The sequence below is a fragment of the Paraburkholderia fungorum genome (assembly GCF_900099835.1).
GTDB classification, from domain to species: Bacteria; Pseudomonadota; Gammaproteobacteria; order Burkholderiales; family Burkholderiaceae; genus Paraburkholderia; species Paraburkholderia fungorum_A.
In genome coordinates this window covers 1778578-1795770 of sequence record NZ_FNKP01000002.1, presented here as the reverse complement: position 1 = coordinate 1795770, position 17193 = coordinate 1778578, and the positions used below count along the sequence as shown (strand labels likewise).

Here is a 17193-nt window from a genome sequence, read left to right as displayed (position 1 = left end):
ATCACCCGCGAGGAGACTCCTCGATGAGCGCCTCGCAAAGCGCATTGCCCGACATCGCCGACACCGTCGTTGAGGCGGAACGTGAGATTCTGTTTCGCGTCGTTAACCGTGTGGCGATCATCACGCTGAACCGTCCCGCCGCGCTCAATGCGCTGTCGCACGCGATGGTGCGCGAGCTTGCGGTGCTGGTCGAACATTGCCGCACCGATAGCGGCATCGTCGCGCTGGTGTTGAAAGGCGCGGGCGCGAAGGGCTTTTGCGCGGGCGGCGATGTGCGCGAAGTGCATCGGCTGGCGACTAGCGGCGACAGCCGGTGGCTCGCATTCTTTATCGACGAATACCGGCTCGATTACGCGCTGCATACGTTTCCGAAGCCGGTGGTCGCGCTGCTCGACGGCATTGCGATGGGCGGCGGCATGGGGCTGGGTCAGGCGGCGCGTCTGCGGATCGTCACGGAACGCAGCAAGATTGCGATGCCTGAGACGCGCATCGGCTTTCTGCCGGATGTTGGAGCAACGCGTTTTCTGAGCGTGATGCAGGCGGAAGTCGAGTTGTATGTCGGGTTGACCGGCGCGACGTTGTCCGGTGCCGATGCATTGCGTCTGCAACTCGCCGATCTGTGCGTGCCCGCCGAATGGCTCGCCAGTTTCGAAACACGCTTGCAGCGCATGTCGCACGACGGCGATCTGATGAACGCGTTGCGCGGAGTCTTCGAGCCGCCGTGCAACATCGTTCCGCACGCGGCGCTGGGATCGTTCACGCAGTCGATTCTGCGGCACTTCGACCGGCGTTCGAGCATCGAGAGGATCGTCGCGACGTTGCGGCAGGACCTCGAGCGCGAGCCGCCGCGCGAGGCGAAGCAGTGGCTGCAAGCCACTTACGATGCAATGACAGGCCATTCGCCGACCATGCTCTACGTCACGCGCGAAGCATTGCTGCGCGGCCGCCAGATGACACTCGCCGAATGTTTCCGGATGGAGTTGGGCATCGTCAAACGGGTGATCGACGAAGGCGACTTTTGCGAAGGGGTGAGGGCGCAACTGATCGACAAGGATCGCAACAGCCGCTGGGCGCCCGCTACGATCGCGCAGGTGCGGCCCGAGCGCGTCAGACACTTTCTGACTTCGCCGTGGAAAAGCGACGCGCATCCGCTGGCCGGGTTGGGGGCTGAGCAGGGGTGATGGGTTGGGTCCGCTGCGCAGGTTCACGGCGGCCCGCAGTTTTTCGCGGGCGCGCGGCGGCGGCCGTGTGCCTTCGCAATTCGCGAGGCCGCGCGCTATCACCGGCCTGTGTATTTTTTTCCGACGATGTGCCGCTTGTTCACGTTATTTCGTCCGACGATAGCGTGATTTTTGCCGACTGGCCGTGCCCCGTCGGCACGTGATCTGAAACCTCCGACGCACCGTCATCGGACGGTCCTGATGTCCCTCTCATCCTAAAACGTGCGCTCCAGAGCGCCGCGTGTTCGCGTGCGTTAAGCGCGTGCGTCTAGCTCAATCCCCACGCTTTCTCCTCCGATCGCCTAGCCAACGTTTCAAGCAGGAACGAACCGTGCTTGACCGGAAAGCCGTCTGAAAGTGGCTCGCAAAAAGCGAAGCTATCCGCGAAACGACACGGGCGATTCTCCGTGCAGATGCGCGGCGCCATCATGCGTATTCCTGACCGCGAACGGACATGACACAGCGGGACAATGAGTCCCATGTCGACTGCCCGCGCGAACACGGTCACAGGTGAAAAACGCGTGCAGCGCCTCACGTCGTCTGTTTGCAACTCAACCGTTCTGGGAAACCGTCATGGACAAGAATCGTATGGAAGGTGCAGCGAAACAGGTCAAAGGCTCCGTCAAGGAAGCGATGGGCAAAGTCACCGGCAATCGCACGACTCAGGCCGAAGGCGCAGCCGAGAAGCTGGCGGGCAGGGTGCAGAGCAGGATCGGCGAAGCGGCGGATGCCGTGCGCGAGCGCAGGAAGCGTTAGGCCGCACGCCATGTCTGAATAGCGAGCCGTCGTAAGCCGGCTAACCGCATGCAAATCAGTTCAAGGAGAATAACGATGAATACCAACCAGCTCGACGGAACCCTCAAGGATGCGGCAGGCAAGGTGCAGGACGCCGTCGGCGGACTGACCGGCGATCTCGATCTGCAAGCCGAAGGCAAGGCACGCCAGCTCGCCGGCAAGGCGCAGGCGAAGTACGGCGACAGTGTCGAGCAGATCGCGCAGACGGCCCGCAACAACCCGCTCGGCGCGCTGGTGATCGCGGTCGGCGTTGGCTTCCTGCTGGGTCGTTTGCTGTAAACGTTGGCGCGCCGCGTCGCCGGTGCCATGGCGGTGTGCGGCACGGGTGACGCGGCGCTTGCATTTTTTGCCTCGCGGGCGCCTTATTTGTCCGATGTTCCCGGCGCGTTCGAAGCGTCGGATCTCATCGTCTATTCGAGGAAGGTTCATGCTGGGATTCGATGTTTCCACGGCCAGGAAAGTCTGGACCGCGTTTTTGATCGCGCTGCTGTTCTTCGTCATTTATATCGCGTCGTCCACGGTGCTGGTGGTGGTGTTCGCGGTGTTCTTCAGTTACCTGATTTACCCGATGGTCGATCTCGTCGATCGCATACGGCCGCGCCGCGTGCCGCGTGTCGCGTCCATCGCGCTCGTGTTCATCGTGGTCGTTGCGGTGATCGCCGTGGTCGGGTCGGTGTTCGGCGTGCAGTTGCAGGACCAGGCGACGCATCTGTTCGCGCAATTGCCCACGTTGATGAAGTCCGATGTGCAGAATCGCTTTCCGCTGCCGCATTTTCTCGAGCCGCTGCGCGAACGTATCGTCGATTTCGTTAGCAGCCAGATCGAGACCGGCTCCGACAAAGCCGTGCCGATGGCGCGCAGTGTCGGCCTCGGTGTGGTCCACGCGGCCAGCAATCTGATCTACCTCGTGCTGATTCCGATTCTGAGCTTTCTGTTGATCAAGGAAGGGCCGCAAATGCGCGACTCGTTTCTCGATCTGCTGAATGACCGGCATCGCGTGCTGTGGGCGGAGATCGTCACCGATCTGAATGTGCTGCTGTCGAAATACGTGCGGGCGCTGCTGTTTTTGTCGCTCGCGACACTGATCTGTTACGGCGTGGCGTTCTCGCTGCTGGGTGTGCCGTATGCGTTTTTGCTCGCTGTCAGCGCGGGCTTGCTGGAGTTCGTGCCGTTCGCCGGACCGCTCGGCGCGGTCGCGATCACGCTGGTGGTCGCCGTGTTCAGCGGCTATCCGCATCTGCTGTGGCTGGTGATTTTTATCGGACTGTACCGGCTGTTTCAGGACTACGTGCTCAATCCGTATCTGATGAGCGAGGGGGTGGAAGTCAGCCCGTTTCTCGTTATCGTCGGATTGCTGGCGGGCGATCAGTTGGGCGGCGTGGCCGGGATTTTTCTGGCGGTGCCGGTGATCGCGATGCTGAAGATCGTGATCGGCAGAGCCCGGGTTTTTTATGCGGCTTCGCGCGCTGAAGGAGAAGCTGCGCGCAAGGCGTTGACCGGGAAAACCGACTGACGTTGCAGGATGTCTTTACGATCGGGAGACGCACGAGCATCGCGACACCAGGAGGCGACATGATCACACTCTATTCGTATCCGCAGCTTTTCGGCCTTGAGGACAACAATCCTTACGGGCTAAAGGTGTTCGCGTTTCTGACCATGAACGGGCTGTCGTTCGACCATCGACATGTACTCGACACGACCGCTGCACCGCGAGGGCAGTTGCCCTACCTCGATGACGACGGCGAGATTATCGGCGATAGCGACGCGATCATCGCGCATCTGAAACATCGCTATAAGCTGCGACTGGACGATGCCTTGAGCGCGGAAAACCAGTGCATCGATTTGCTGGTGCGACGCACGCTGGACGACCTGTATTGGGTCATGTCGTATTCACGCTGGCGCGACGATCGTTACTGGCCCAGCTTCCGTGATGCGCTGCTGGCGCAACACCCGGAACTCACCGCTGAAGTACTCGACAACGCGCGCCGCTATAACTTCGAGCGCTATCGTTATCAGGGTATCGGCCGCTATGAAGCGGACGCGGCGTATGCGCGCGGGCTGGCAGATCTACGCGCGATTTCGCACTTGCTCGGCGAAGGCCCATTTATATTCGGCGCAGAACCGTCGAGTACAGACGCGGGCCTGTACGGGTTCATTGCGAGCATCTATTTCTACGAAATCGACACGCCGCTCAAACGCTATGTTCTTACGCAGGAAAATCTCGTGAACCATTGCGAAGCGATGCGCGAGCGGATGCGCAACGCGCCGTGAGCGCAGTGCGTAGCTGATTTTTATTGTCCCGGGCAGCGGGACACACCGGGTGTGTGCGCAGTATGCGAGGTGGACAAAAAATCTCACTGGATCGAAACGGTTTGGGTGGCCAACGAGTGACGGAATGCTGGATTTAAGCGTGGCACGGGTGCTTAAACGGTTGCGCTCTCCGCTGGAAGTAAAGCGTGACCTGCGTGCGTTGGTCCGTCTCCTATCCGCGTAGCTTGGGTTATGCCATCGCCCGGAAATGATGGCCGGACGTGCGATTGCGGTCGACCACTTCACGATGCGCCGCTGGCCTGTCAGCCATTTGCAGAACCGGTTGTGTGATCGTCGAATGCGGAGACGATGTGCTCGATCATCGCAGGCGCTAGCTGCTGCCTTTGGACGATCGGCGGTGCGACCGACTGCAGCGGGCGAAGGGATAAGCTCGGAAAATCGACGGCCCCGAACGTCAGGTCGGCTATCATGCCTATCCTCTTCGAAGTAGCCTCTTATGATTTCCGTCCGTAATCTCACGCTGCGCCGCGGCGTCAATGTCGTCCTCGACCGCGCATCCGTCACCTTCAGCCCTGGCGAAAAAATTGGTCTTGTTGGCCGCAATGGCGCCGGCAAATCTTCCTTTTTCGGGCTTCTTAACGGCACGCTGCACGAAGATAGCGGCGAGTTCTCGATTCCGGCTGCATGGAAGATGGGCCAGGTCGCGCAGGATATGCCCGAGACCGAGCAGGGCGCGACCGATTTCGTCGTCGAGGGCGACACCGTGCTGCTGGCCGCGCAGGCGGAAGTAGCCGCCTCCGAAGCCAGCGACGACGGCATGCGCATGGCGCACGCCTACATGGCTCTGCACGATGCCGGTGCACACGACGCCCCCGCACGCGCACAGGCGCTGATCCTCGGCCTCGGCTTCAGCACAGAGCAGCTCAACCATCCGGTCAACAGTTTCTCCGGCGGCTGGCGCATGCGACTGCAACTGGCACGCGCCCTGATGTGTCCGTCTGATCTGCTGCTACTCGACGAGCCCACCAATCACCTTGACCTCGACGCGCTGGTCTGGCTGGAAGCCTGGCTCAAGCGTTATCAGGGGACCTTGGTGATGATCAGCCACGACCGTGAATTCCTCGACGCGGTGACGCAGGTGACGGTGCACGTCGACAACGCCCAACTCGTGCGTTATGGCGGCAACTACAGCAAATTCGAAGAGATGCGCGCCGAGCAACTCGTGCTGCAGCAGGCCGCGATGGCGAAGCAGGCGGACAAGATCGCCCACCTGCAGAAATTTATCGACCGGTTCAAGGCCACGGCCTCGAAGGCAAAACAGGCGCAGAGCCGGGTCAAGGCGCTCGAACGCATGGAGAAGATCGCACCGGTGCTGGCCGATGCCGAGTTCACCTTCGAGTTCAAGGAGCCGCTCAACGTCCCGAACCCGCTGCTGTCGATGCTGGACGCGAGTTTCGGCTACCCGGCCCCGGCCGACGCAGCGCCGGGCACGCCGCCTACGGTCATCGTGAAGGGCATCAACCGCTCCGTGCTGGCGGGGCAGCGCATCGGCATTCTCGGCGCCAACGGCCAGGGCAAGTCCACGCTGGTGAAGACGGTGGCGCACTCGCTGGCGCCGATTGCCGGCGAAATCAGCGAAGGCAAGGGCCTGAATATCGGCTACTTCGCGCAGCAGGAACTCGACGTGCTGCGCCCGCTCGATACGCCGATGGAACATATGATCCGCCTTGCCAAGGACACGCCGCCGAACATGCGCGCCCCTGGCCAGAGCGGCACCGAACAATCGCTGCGCACCTTCCTCGGCACGTTCAATTTCAGTGGCGACACGGTTCATCAGGCGGTCAGCACGATGAGCGGCGGCGAAAAGGCGCGGCTCGTGTTGTGCATGATCGTGTGGCAGCGCCCCAACCTGCTGCTGCTCGACGAGCCGACCAACCACCTCGACCTGGCCACACGCGAAGCGCTGGCCATGGCGCTCAACGAATTCGAAGGCACGGTGATGCTGGTCAGTCACGACCGGGCTTTGCTGCGCGCTGTATGCGATGAGTTCTGGCTGGTCACGAAAGGCGGCGTCGAGCCCTTCGACGGCGATCTGGACGATTACCAGCAGTTCCTGCGCGACGAAGCCCGTCGCATGCGCGAGCAGGGTGCGGCGGGGTAGGGAAGGAAGTTATCGACTGGGATACCTCCTTGGCAGGTTCGCCAAGGGGGCAGCAGTCGTGCGGAGAAGCGCGCCGACGTGAGATGTCGGCCAATTGCAGTCTTCAAACCAGTTCGCAGCGCAGTCACTCGAGAGTCCGCCTCCCTTGGACTTTCCGTCGTGCGACCTCAGACCCAAAGCGCCGGCGCAGACACTACCAGTCTGCGAACGCTGTCCCTGTTTTGCCCCTCGGGGCAGATGAATTGCCCCAACTCCCTATGGTTTCGCCACGGCGCCTATGCGAAAAGGACTGCTGTCGCCGATCAAAAAAAGCAAGCCACGCACTGGACCCAACCCCACGCGCTATGTTTGCCCGGCGAGCATCGATCGTCGCAGTCAGAAGCCGAATCGCCACCAGGTGATGTGTCTGCCGGCGTCCGCCGTAGTCAACTTCCGGAGGTGGTCATGTCGCAGTCGGATGACGCAGCGAAAAAACGGGGTCGCGCAGGGCATTTCTGAAAAACGTGGCGGTGGCCAGCGCGGCTACCGGCCTTTCGGGCGTCGTCGGCGAAACGTTCGCGCAAACTGGCGGTGCAAGCCAATCCGGAGCTGCTCCCAAACCTGCTACTCCTGCGACCATCGCACTGAACAAGCAGTACGCCGACTTCCTTAATTTCGCAGACGCTCAGGACTTTGAAGACGCCAAACGCGGCCTCGTTGCGACGCTCCCGGAGCCCGTCATCATCAAGGGACAAGGCAAGTTCTCAGCATGGAATCTGCAGCAGTTCGCATTTGTGAGCGGCGGTCCTGAAAACAATGCCCCGTCGACTGTCAACCCGAGCCTCTGGCGTAATGCCAAGCTCAACATGAACCACGGGCTGTACCAGGTGGTCGACGGTATCTGGCAGGTTCGCGGCTACGACCTCTCGGTGATGAGCATCATCCGGGGCGATCACGGCTATATCGTGGTCGATCCGTTTATCACCACCGAGGTCTCATCCACCGTCTGGAAACAGCTTGTCGTTCCGCATCTGGGCGATAAGCCGATTACCCACGTCATCTATACGCATAGTCACGTCGATCACTACGGCGGAGTGCGAGGACTCGTTAGCGACGACGATCTGAAAGCGGGCAAGGTGCAGATTGTGGCTCCAGTCGGATTTACCGAAGCGGCCGTCGGCGAAAACATCATCGCAGGTAATGCGATGGGCCGACGCGCCAGCTACATGTACGGCTCGCTTCTGCCGCGTAGTCCTGTGGGCATTGTCGACGGTGGACTTGGCAAGACCACGTCGGTCGGCACGATCACGCTGGCCGTGCCCTCGATGTTCGCCGAAAAAACCGGGCAGAAGATGACGCTCGACGGTGTCGAGATTGAAGTGCTGATGGCACCCGAATCGGAAGCGCCCTCTGAATTCATGTTCTATCTGCCGAAATTCAAAGCGTTCTGTGCAGCGGAAGATGCCACTCATACGCTTCATAACCTGTACACGCTGAGAGGCGCGAAAGTGCGCGACGCGTTGCTCTGGTCGAAGTATCTTCAGACGGCGCTCGACATGCACGGCGACGACATGCAGGTCATCTTCGCCTCGCATTACTGGCCGACGTGGGGCAACGATCGCATCGTCGCCTTCCTGCGCGCACAGCGTGACATGTATCGCTATCTGCATGACCAGGTCATGCGCATGTCTAACCTCGGTCACACACCGCTGGAAATCGGTGAAGTGATCCGCCTGCCGGACAGTCTCGCGAAACATTGATATTGCAGAAGTTACTACGGCACGGTCTATCACGACGCCGTTGCGCAGTACAACCTGCGTCTGGGCTTTTTCGACGGCGTTCCTGCGAATCTGCATCGGTTACAGCCGACCGAAAGCGGCAAACGATACGTCGATTACATGGGCGGCGCCAACGCCGTTCTACGAAAAGCACATGAATCTTTCGACAAGGGCGACTATCGCTGGGTGGCGGAAGTCGTCAACCATGTGGTGTTCGCGGACCCCCAGAACACTGCCGCCAAACAGCTTCTGGCGGATACCTACGAACAGCTCGGCTATCAGTCGGAGTCGGCTCCGTGGCGCAACTTCTATCTGACCGGTGCGATGGAATTGCGCAACGGCGTCCAGAAAGGCCAGGCCCCCGCACCGCAAAGTCCCGACACCATCCAGGCGATGCCGCTCGACATGTTCCTCGACTATCTCGGCATCCGGCTCAACGCAGATCGGGCCAATGGAAAGACCGCGTCGTTCAATCTCGTGCTTACCGACACGAAAGAGAATTGTGTACTCGGCGTCGAGAACAGCGCGTTGCATTATTCGAAAGGCAAAGGTTCGCAGTCGGCGGATGCAACGGTCACGATGACGCGTGCGGACCTCAATAGCATCATGATGGGTCAAACCACCATGCAGAAACTTGTTATGGCGGGGAACGCAAAAATAGACGGGAATAGTCAGAAGCTCGGAGAGTTTGTGTCGTGGCTCGACAACTTCGACTTCTGGTTCAATATTGTCACGCCTTGAGGTGCGGTCATGTGCGCAATCTGCAATTTTAAAATCGACTTCGGCGTCGGTCATCCGCTGGCATTGTCAGTCGCGGTGGCTACCCGTAAGGCGATCGAGTCCGGGATGGTAGAGCCGATCGATGCTACAACGGGCGCGCTATCCGCCGCACGCACACGCATTTCTTCCATTGAAGCATTGAATCTGCTCCAGGCACGCATTGAAGGTGCCCATCGCGAAGATGCACTACTAACGCTTCCGGATTTTTACGTGTTGCTGATCGAAAACGACACCTGGGGATTTTTCCACGCCACGACAAGTGGCTTCGATCCGGACATTGTCCCCGACATGCCTGATCTGACAACGGACGATGAGACAAAGCGCAGCAACATCATCATCACGTCCGAGGCGGGTACACGTGCGTGGATGGATGGCGGTTTCAGTATCGAAACGGCGCTACACAATGAGCTTTTTATGTTCGACGCCCCTGAACATTCCGTGCTTGCTCTAACGCAGATGCTCACCGTTTCGGACCCGGTGATCGTAGGTGGTTGATATAGCGATGATCCCCGCGCGGCCTTGCGCAAGATCACAGCGGCACTGTCTTAGATTTCCAACACTTTTGTTACAGCTCCCCAACACGCGCAAACGATTGCTGATTTTCTGTAAGTATTTATCAAGTCATCGACTGCTGTTTGAAAACGACTTCAAAACTAATCTAACGCGCAGAGAAAATGCGGGAACCCCGCGGACACTGCAAATTGAATGGCTGCGCCAAGCCGCTATACGTCCGCAAATGGGCGAATTTCCTCAATAAGTAAATTATTGACATCGGCGGTTATTAATCGAAATAATCGGCCGCAATGTAAATTAAGTATGTAGCGAATTAAAGGGCACGATGAGAGGCGTTTGGGCTGTAGCGACCGTCTCATCATCGGTTTGTGCAAGAGGGATGCCGCCGTCTCATTCGAAAAATTCCCGGTTCCAACTTGCCCAGACGGAAAACCCACTTCGACTATTAATCGAGCGCACACGTATCAATCGCTGCTGGACGTTGCCACGCATCGCCCGGAATTGAACGACCGGACGTGGGCGCCAAGACCAACTCGGGGAAGTATGAATCACGTCTATCGGACCGTCTGGAATCCAAGCCTGGGCGCTTATCAGGCTGTCTCTGAACTCGCGACTGCTCACGGACATGCTTCGGCGCGCAGCGAGCGTCGCCTTGCATTGCGGCGATCGCACCTTCACGCATTTGCCACCGCCGCCATGGTGGCAATGGGCGCACACTCTGCTGCCGCAAACGCGGTCCCGCTGGCTACGCTTTATGTCGGCAACGTTGGCGTGAGTGGCAGCACGATCGCCGCCAACTATACCTGGGACGGCACCACCCTCAGTGTTTCGAGCACCCAGTCGATCGCCAGCGGGCAACCGGTCTTGCTCGACTACTCCGGGACGATCGGCACGATCAGCAACCTCGGAACACTGTCCTCGACGACCACGATCAACGGCTCGCCGGTGGTCGTCCTCAATAGTGGTCTGATTGACCTTATCGATAATCAGGGCGACATGTCCTCGATATCCGAGGGTATCTATAACGACGGGACGATCGGTACGATTCACAACGCCGGCACGATAACCGCGTCTGCGCAGGCTGTCGACAACTGGGGAACGATTCACTCCATCGACAACGATGGTGGATTGATGAGCGCCGGCACGATCGTCGGGAACAACACGTCCGCCGTCACCATCGACAGCATCACCAATAGCGGTTCGATGACCGGCAGCGTCGTCGGGATTCGCAATCTCGGCACGATCACGTCGATTGACAACACCGCCGACGGCGACCTCGAGGGACTGACTACCAGTGCGATCCTGAACAGCGGCACGCTGTCGTCGATCGGCGCGATCACCAATGAAGGCAATCTGAGCGGCGGCGCGGAAGCCGTGCTGAACCAGGGCAAGATCGGTTCGATCGACAACTCCGGCGACATGCTCGGCAGTAGCTACGGTCTGCTCAATAGCGGCGCGGCCAGCACGATCGGCACATTCACGAACGAAGCGAGCGGGTATATCAACGGCGAATGGGCCGTCATCGAGAACCAGGGCTCCATTGGCTCGCTGTCGAACCTCGGCACGATCAACCAGCAAGGCGACACCAACGGCGCGGTCTTCAACCTCGGCACCATCGGCGCGTTCAGCAACAGCGGTGAGATCAACAGTGTGCAGAATACCGCCGTGCTCAACCAGGCGTCGACCACGAGCCGTGGCGCCACCTATCTCGGCTCGATTGGTTCCCTCACCAACAGCGGCCTGATCAGCGGCGGCCTGAGCGGCGTGGTCAATGCGGGCGGCACGATTTCGGTGCTCGACAACCAGACGGGCGGCACGATCACCGGCGGCGCGGTCGGCATCTACAACGCAAACTCGACGCAAACGGCTGGCGTCGTTCACATCGGCACAATCGGCACGCTCAGCAACGCCGGCATGATTTCGGGCGAAACCGCGATCGCCAACGACGGTCTGATCGGCACGCTGACCAACAGCGGCACGATCGCGGCCGATGAATATGCGCTGGACAACACCGGCACGATCAACGCGCTGATCAACACGGGCAGCGCGAACGGAACGCTCGTCGCGTTCAAGAACGAATCGACGGGCACGATCGGCGCTCTGCTCAACGAAGGTTCGCTGTACGGCCACAACGACGCAGTGGTGAACGTCGGTTCGATCGGCTCGGTCGACAACAGCGGCTCGATGACCGGCGCGAGCAATGGCTTCTCCAACCAGGGAATGATCGACTCGCTCGTCAACGAAGCGACCGGTACGATCACCGCCACCTACGAGGGCTTGTACAACTCCGGCACGATCACGTCGATGACAAACGCCGGCACGTTGAGCGCAACGAGTACGGCGATCGAGAACAAGGGGAGCATCGGTACGCTGACCAATACCGGCCTTATCACCGGCTCGCAAAATGCGATCGAGAACGGCGGATCGATCGGCACCATCGTTAACGCAGGCGTCATCGCCGGCAACATCAACAACATCCGTAGTTCGGCGCTGACCATTGACGGCGGCACCGGCACGATCTTCGGCACGTTGACGGGTTACGACGGCGCGGCTGGCACGATTTCGAGCACCGCCGCGGATCTGACTTTCGGCTCAGGCAATCTTCTGCTGAACGATTCGATCGACGTCGGCACGAACACGGTCTACAACAGCGGCGCGACGCTCGAGGTGGACGGCATCACGACCATCACCGGCAATTACTCGCAAGGCGAGGCCGCGACGCTACTGATCGGCGTGTCGAGCGGCGCGATCGCAGCGGGTAGTCTGAGCGACACCGGTTATGGCCGCCTGGTCGTGAGCGGCAATGCGGAGATCGATGCGGGCTCGACGGTCACGCTCAAGAGCACCACGGGCGCGTATTCGTTCGCTGCGGGGCAGCGTTATGTCGTGGTCGACGCGGCGGGCACCGGCACCTACAACGCAAGTGCGTTGAACTACTCGATCGCGGGCTACACCGCATCGTTGAGCGGCACCTCGGTGACCACGTCGGACGGCCACACCGATCTCGTCGTCACGGTCGACAGCCTGACGGGAACGGACACCAGTGGCACGGGCACGGGTGGCACCGACACTAGCGGTAGCGGCACCAGTACCGACACGGGCACAAGCAGCGGAAGCACCGGCCGGATTACTCCAACGACGTCGAATGCGCGCAGCGCAATGAGCGGCCTGACCGCCTACACGGGCGTCAGCGATGCGCGCCTGCTGAACCTGTACGACGCGGCCATCGCGTTGCAGACCTACGGGACCGTCGCCGACGTGAACCACGCGGGCGCACAGCTCGCGCCAATCTCGCAGGCATCGACGGCACGCGCCGCGGCCGCGCCGACGTATAACGTGCTGGATATCGTCTCGACTCACCTGAACGGCTTCCGGCTCGCGCAAAACGACGGCGCGACCGGCGTGTCGACGGGTGAAGGCACGCTCGCGAACGGCATCTGGGGCCAGGCGTTCGGCGGTCACGCAAGTCAGGACGCCCGCGATTCCGTCGATGGCTACAGCGCGAACTTCGCGGGCCTGATGTTCGGTATGGATCGCGCGGTCAGCGATGCATGGCGCGTCGGCGGCGTGTTCAGCTACACCAACAGCGCGATCAACAACACCGGCGACACCGCGGGCGACACCACCCGCGTGAACTCGTACGGCCTGCTCGGCTACGGCAGCTACACAGCGAGCCGCTGGTACGCGAACCTGTCGGGCGGTGCTGTGTTGCAACGCTACGACGCCGACCGTCAGGTCGACTTCAGCGGTTTCTCGGGCGCTGCGAACGCGAGCTTCGGCGGGACGCAATACGTGATGCGCGGCGAAGTGGGCATGCCGCTCGCGGCCGGTCCGTACACGGTCACGCCGCTGGCTGCATTGACTTACAGCTATCTGCATCAGAACGGCTACACGGAAAGCGGCGGTAACGGTGCGGCGCTGTCGGTGGGCTCGACGCATTCGACTTCCGTCAAGAGCGATCTCGGCGCGAAGCTTTCGCGCGATTTCACTTCGTCGTATGGGGTTGTCGTCCCTGAACTGACGCTCGCGTGGCGTCACGAGTACGACCACACACGAGCGTCGAGCGCCGCAAGCTACGTCGGCGATCCGACCGGCGCGACGAGCTTTACGACGCTCGGTTCGTCACCGGTTTCGGACCTTGCCGACATGACGCTGGGCGTCACGCTGCTGCGCGCGAACAACCTGAGTCTCAATGTGCGCTACGAAGTGCAGGCGGGCAAGGGCTACGTGTCGCAAGCGGGTTCGTTGAAACTGCGTCAGTTGTTCTGATCGAAGCTAGCTGCATCGAACGGACCGGCCAATTGGCTGGTCCGTCATTGCATCTCATGCATCCCGTATCATTCCGGTACTTCACCTGCCGGGCCCTGCTTTCATGTCACATCCCAATACCGGCCAGACCCTCACTCTCCACCAGGCGCTGACCCGGGCTCACGCGCACTGGACTGCCGGACAGGCAAGCCAGGCCGAACAGTTGTGCGAGCGCGTGCTGGCCGCTGTTCCCGGTCAAGCCGACGCGCTGCATCTGCTCGGCTTGATGGCTCATGCGCACGGCAAGCTCGACCTCGCGATTACCCATTTGCAGGCCGCCTGCAACGCGCGCGAGGCGCCCGCCGCTTACTGGGCCAACCTCGCGGAAATGTGCCGCCAGAATGGCATGCTCGCTCAAGCCGAGGCAGCCGGACGGCAAGCTGTCGCACGCGATGCGAAGCTCGTCGCGGGCTGGAACAATCTCGGCATCGCGCTTCAGGAAACGGGCAAATTCGCGGAAAGCCGCGACTGTCTCGAGCGCGTGGTCGAGCTTCAACCCGCTTCGGCCGAGGCGTGCAACAACCTCGCCAACACTTATCGCCGGCTGGGTCGTTTCGATCTGGCTGAGAACTATTACCGCCGTGCGCTCACGCTGAATCCCAATTACGCGCAGGCGCACAGCAACTTCGCTTTTCTGCTGTCCACGCAAGGCCGGTTCGACGAAGCCGCCGCCGCAGCGCGGCTCGCAATCGATCTCGACCCGCGTCTGGTCGATGCGTATCTGAATCTCGCAGACATCGAGATGTCGCGGCACCGTGGCGACGCGTCGCTGCGTGCGCTGGACATGCTGCATGCGTTCGCGCCGCGGAATCCCGCCGGGCTGATTGCGCGCGCCAAGGCGCTGCGCCAGCTCGAACGGCTCGACGCCGCGCTGCGCTGCGCGCGCGAGGCGGTCGCGCTCGCGCCGCAAAGCGCCGATGCGCATCACACGCTTGCCGTCGTGCTGCAATCGCTTGGCTTGACCGACGCCGCGCTCGATGCGTACGAACAGGCTGTCGCGCTCCCAGGCACTGCCAACGAGGATGCCTTGCTGGGGCGCGCGGCGCTGCTGCTGGAAGCGGGTCGCAAGGACGACGCGCTGGCCGCCTTCGACGCCGCGCTCGATGCGTTTCCGGACTCGGTGCGCGCGCTGGCGAGCCGTGCCGATGCGCGCACCTTCACCCGCCACGATCCCGATATCGCCAGGCTTGAAGCCTTCGTCGGAGAAGGCAACGCCCGTTCGCGGATCGAGCACGTCTCGGCGCGTTTCGCGCTCGGCAAGGCCTACATGGATATCGGCGACGGGCCTCGCGCGTTCGCGCATCTGGACGAGGGCAACCGCCTGAAGCGAGCCGATTTCGCCTACGACGGTGCTGCCACCGGCGCATGGATGTCGCGAATCGCCCAGGCGTTCACCGCGCAGCGCTACGCCGATCTGGTCGGTTCGGGCGCGGCATCGGAGTTGCCGGTGTTCGTGCTCGGTATGCCGCGCTCGGGTACGACGCTGATCGAGCAGATTCTCGCATCGCATCCGCAGGTGACGGGCGCTGGCGAGTTGTCCGCATTGCGTTGCGCGCTCGAAGCGGCGGGACCGTACCCGGACCATGTTGCCGCGATGACGCGCGACGATCTCGCGCGCATCGGGGCCGACTATCTGGCGCGCGTGACGCCGCTCGCCGAAGGGCGCGCGCGGCTCGTCGACAAGATGCCCGCCAACTTCCTGTACGCCGGACTGATTCCGCTGATCCTGTCCGGCGCGCGTATCGTTCATGTGCGGCGCGATCCGGTGGACACCTGCCTGTCGTGCTACACCAAGCTGTTCGGCGGAGAACAGCGCTTCACGTTCAACCAGACCGAACTCGGTGAGTTCTATCGTTACTACGACACGCTGATGGCGCACCTGCGCACCGTGTTGCCGCCCGAACGTTTTATCGAAGTCGACTACGAGGCCGTGATCGGCGATGTCGAGCACGAAGCGCGCAGGTTGATTCACTTCATCGGGCTGCCGTGGGACGATGCATGTCTCTCGTTCCATGAGAACCGCCGTGTGGTACGCACGGCGAGCGTCAATCAGGTGCGTCAGCCGATCTACACGACGTCGAAGGGACGCTGGAAGCGCTATGCGCCGCACCTCAAGCCTTTGCTCGCGGCGCTCGGCATTGCGCAACCGGCACATGACGAAGCCGACCCGTCCCGCACATCATGAACAGACCTTACGTATCGACGCCGGCCGGATTTGCGACGCTGGAGCAGCAGGTCCGGCCGCTACTGAAGGCCGGGCAATATGAAGCGGCCGAAGCGCTGCTGGCGCCGTATCTTGCGTCCGGCACCGGACCGCTCGCGGTGTGGCGTCTGCTGGTCTCGGCGATTCGCCCGCAAGGCAAACTTGCAGCGACCCGCGCGATCCAGGAGATGCTGGTCGCGAACGTTCCCGGTGATTTCTCCGCGCGTTTCGACCTTGCGGAAACATTGCTGCTGATGGGCGAATTCGGAAGAGGCTGGCGCGAATACCGCTACCGTTACAGCCTCGCGCACACCACGCAGTACGAGCGCAAAGTGCAGAGGCCGCGCTGGAGCGGTCAGCCGATTCCCGGACAGACACTGCTGATCCACGATGAACAGGGCTATGGCGACACGTTCCAGTTCATGCGAATGGTGCCTTGGGCCAAAGCGAAGAGCGGCGCGCGCGTGGTGCTGGAAGTGAACGCAGAAAGCGTGTCGCTGGCAAAGCGACTCACGGGCTACGACGATATCGTGGTGCGCGGCAGCCTGCCGCCAGCCTTCGACATGCACTGCGAGATGATGAGCCTGCCGATGGCGATGAACCTCCAGCTCGCCGATCTGCCCGGTCCGATGCCGTATCTGACGCCCGATCCGGCGCGGGTCGACTACTGGCGTTTGAAGCTCGCGCATCTTCGGCGTCCGCTGGTCGCGCTGGTATGGGCCGGAAGGCCGACCCATACCAACGACGCGAACCGGTCGCTGCGGCTGGACCAACTAGCTCCGCTCGCGATGCCTGGCGTGAGTTTCGTGTCCATTCAGAAGGGGCCTGCCGAGTCGCAGGCGGCGTCGGCGCCTGAGGGCATGTCGCTGCTCTCGCTGAGCGATGGCATTCGCGATTTTGAGGATACTGCAGCGATTCTGAGCCTCGTCGATCTGCTGATTTCGGTGGATTCGTCGCCGGTTCATCTTGCCGGCGCGATGGGCGTGCCGGCGTGGGTGATGCTGCCGTTTGTGCCTGACTGGCGTTGGCTGATGGGACGCACCGATACTCCGTGGTATCCCGCCACAAGGCTCTTCCGGCAGCCGAAACGGGGCGATTGGGAGGGCGTCATGGCGAGCATGCGCGAAGAACTGAAGCAACGGTTTGCGCGAGGAGAACACGGTTCGTGAACTCGTTGCCGACGTG

The 17193-nt window shown here is 61.5% G+C and carries 12 protein-coding genes; all 12 read left to right on the top strand.

What is annotated here, in order from left to right:
- The first annotated feature begins 23 nt into the window (after nt 1–23).
- On the top strand, nt 24–1181 hold the full coding sequence (locus tag BLS41_RS23805) for an enoyl-CoA hydratase/isomerase family protein (protein WP_074769273.1): 1158 nt from the start codon (nt 24–26) through the stop codon (nt 1179–1181).
- A 612-nt stretch (nt 1182–1793) separates the two neighbouring features.
- Complete coding sequence (locus BLS41_RS23800) at nt 1794–1976, top strand: CsbD family protein (RefSeq protein WP_074769271.1); 183 nt, start codon at nt 1794–1796, stop codon at nt 1974–1976.
- A 75-nt stretch (nt 1977–2051) separates the two neighbouring features.
- The gene (locus BLS41_RS23795) at nt 2052–2294 is read left to right on the top strand and encodes a CsbD family protein (protein WP_074769269.1); all 243 of its coding nucleotides are present in this window, start codon (nt 2052–2054) and stop codon (nt 2292–2294) included.
- Between the two features lie 148 nt (nt 2295–2442).
- Complete coding sequence (locus BLS41_RS23790) at nt 2443–3528, top strand: AI-2E family transporter (protein ID WP_074769267.1); 1086 nt, start codon at nt 2443–2445, stop codon at nt 3526–3528.
- A 59-nt stretch (nt 3529–3587) separates the two neighbouring features.
- Nucleotides 3588–4286 carry a glutathione S-transferase family protein gene (locus BLS41_RS23785; RefSeq protein ID WP_074769265.1) on the top strand — a complete coding sequence of 233 codons (699 nt, stop codon included), beginning with the start codon at nt 3588–3590 and terminating at the stop codon, nt 4284–4286.
- A gap of 496 nt (nt 4287–4782) precedes the next feature.
- Nucleotides 4783–6447: an ABC-F family ATP-binding cassette domain-containing protein gene (locus BLS41_RS23780; protein ID WP_074769263.1), complete on the top strand. Its 1665-nt coding sequence runs from the start codon at nt 4783–4785 to the stop codon at nt 6445–6447.
- A 503-nt stretch (nt 6448–6950) separates the two neighbouring features.
- Complete coding sequence (locus tag BLS41_RS39675; protein ID WP_253189751.1) at nt 6951–8186, top strand: alkyl/aryl-sulfatase; 1236 nt, start codon at nt 6951–6953, stop codon at nt 8184–8186.
- A gap of 54 nt (nt 8187–8240) precedes the next feature.
- Nucleotides 8241–8945, top strand: coding sequence for an alkyl sulfatase C-terminal domain-containing protein (locus tag BLS41_RS39670; RefSeq protein WP_366486886.1), 705 nt, complete (start codon nt 8241–8243; stop codon nt 8943–8945).
- Nucleotides 8946–8954: 9 nt separating this feature from the next.
- Nucleotides 8955–9479 (top strand): hypothetical protein, encoded by a 525-nt coding sequence (locus BLS41_RS23770; RefSeq protein WP_074769261.1) that lies wholly within the window; start codon nt 8955–8957, stop codon nt 9477–9479.
- A gap of 561 nt (nt 9480–10040) precedes the next feature.
- On the top strand, nt 10041–13766 hold the full coding sequence (locus BLS41_RS23765) for an autotransporter domain-containing protein (protein WP_074769259.1): 3726 nt from the start codon (nt 10041–10043) through the stop codon (nt 13764–13766).
- Between the two features lie 103 nt (nt 13767–13869).
- Complete coding sequence (locus BLS41_RS23760; protein ID WP_074769257.1) at nt 13870–15990, top strand: tetratricopeptide repeat-containing sulfotransferase family protein; 2121 nt, start codon at nt 13870–13872, stop codon at nt 15988–15990.
- Nucleotides 15987–17177, top strand: coding sequence for a glycosyl transferase family 8 (locus BLS41_RS23755; RefSeq protein WP_074769255.1), 1191 nt, complete (start codon nt 15987–15989; stop codon nt 17175–17177). Before BLS41_RS23760 ends, BLS41_RS23755 begins: the two co-directional genes overlap by 4 nt.
- The last annotated feature ends 16 nt before the right edge of the window (nt 17178–17193 follow it).

Coding starts and splice junctions, on each gene's coding strand:
- BLS41_RS23795 (WP_074769269.1), top strand. CDS start 2,052: ATGAATACCAACCAGCTCGACGGAACCCTCAAGGATGCGGCAGGCAAG.
- BLS41_RS23770 (WP_074769261.1), top strand. CDS start 8,955: ATGTGCGCAATCTGCAATTTTAAAATCGACTTCGGCGTCGGTCATCCG.
- BLS41_RS23785 (WP_074769265.1), top strand. CDS start 3,588: ATGATCACACTCTATTCGTATCCGCAGCTTTTCGGCCTTGAGGACAAC.
- BLS41_RS23790 (WP_074769267.1), top strand. CDS start 2,443: ATGCTGGGATTCGATGTTTCCACGGCCAGGAAAGTCTGGACCGCGTTT.
- BLS41_RS23755 (WP_074769255.1), top strand. CDS start 15,987: ATGAACAGACCTTACGTATCGACGCCGGCCGGATTTGCGACGCTGGAG.
- BLS41_RS23800 (WP_074769271.1), top strand. CDS start 1,794: ATGGACAAGAATCGTATGGAAGGTGCAGCGAAACAGGTCAAAGGCTCC.
- BLS41_RS23805 (WP_074769273.1), top strand. CDS start 24: ATGAGCGCCTCGCAAAGCGCATTGCCCGACATCGCCGACACCGTCGTT.
- BLS41_RS23780 (WP_074769263.1), top strand. CDS start 4,783: ATGATTTCCGTCCGTAATCTCACGCTGCGCCGCGGCGTCAATGTCGTC.
- BLS41_RS23760 (WP_074769257.1), top strand. CDS start 13,870: ATGTCACATCCCAATACCGGCCAGACCCTCACTCTCCACCAGGCGCTG.
- BLS41_RS23765 (WP_074769259.1), top strand. CDS start 10,041: ATGAATCACGTCTATCGGACCGTCTGGAATCCAAGCCTGGGCGCTTAT.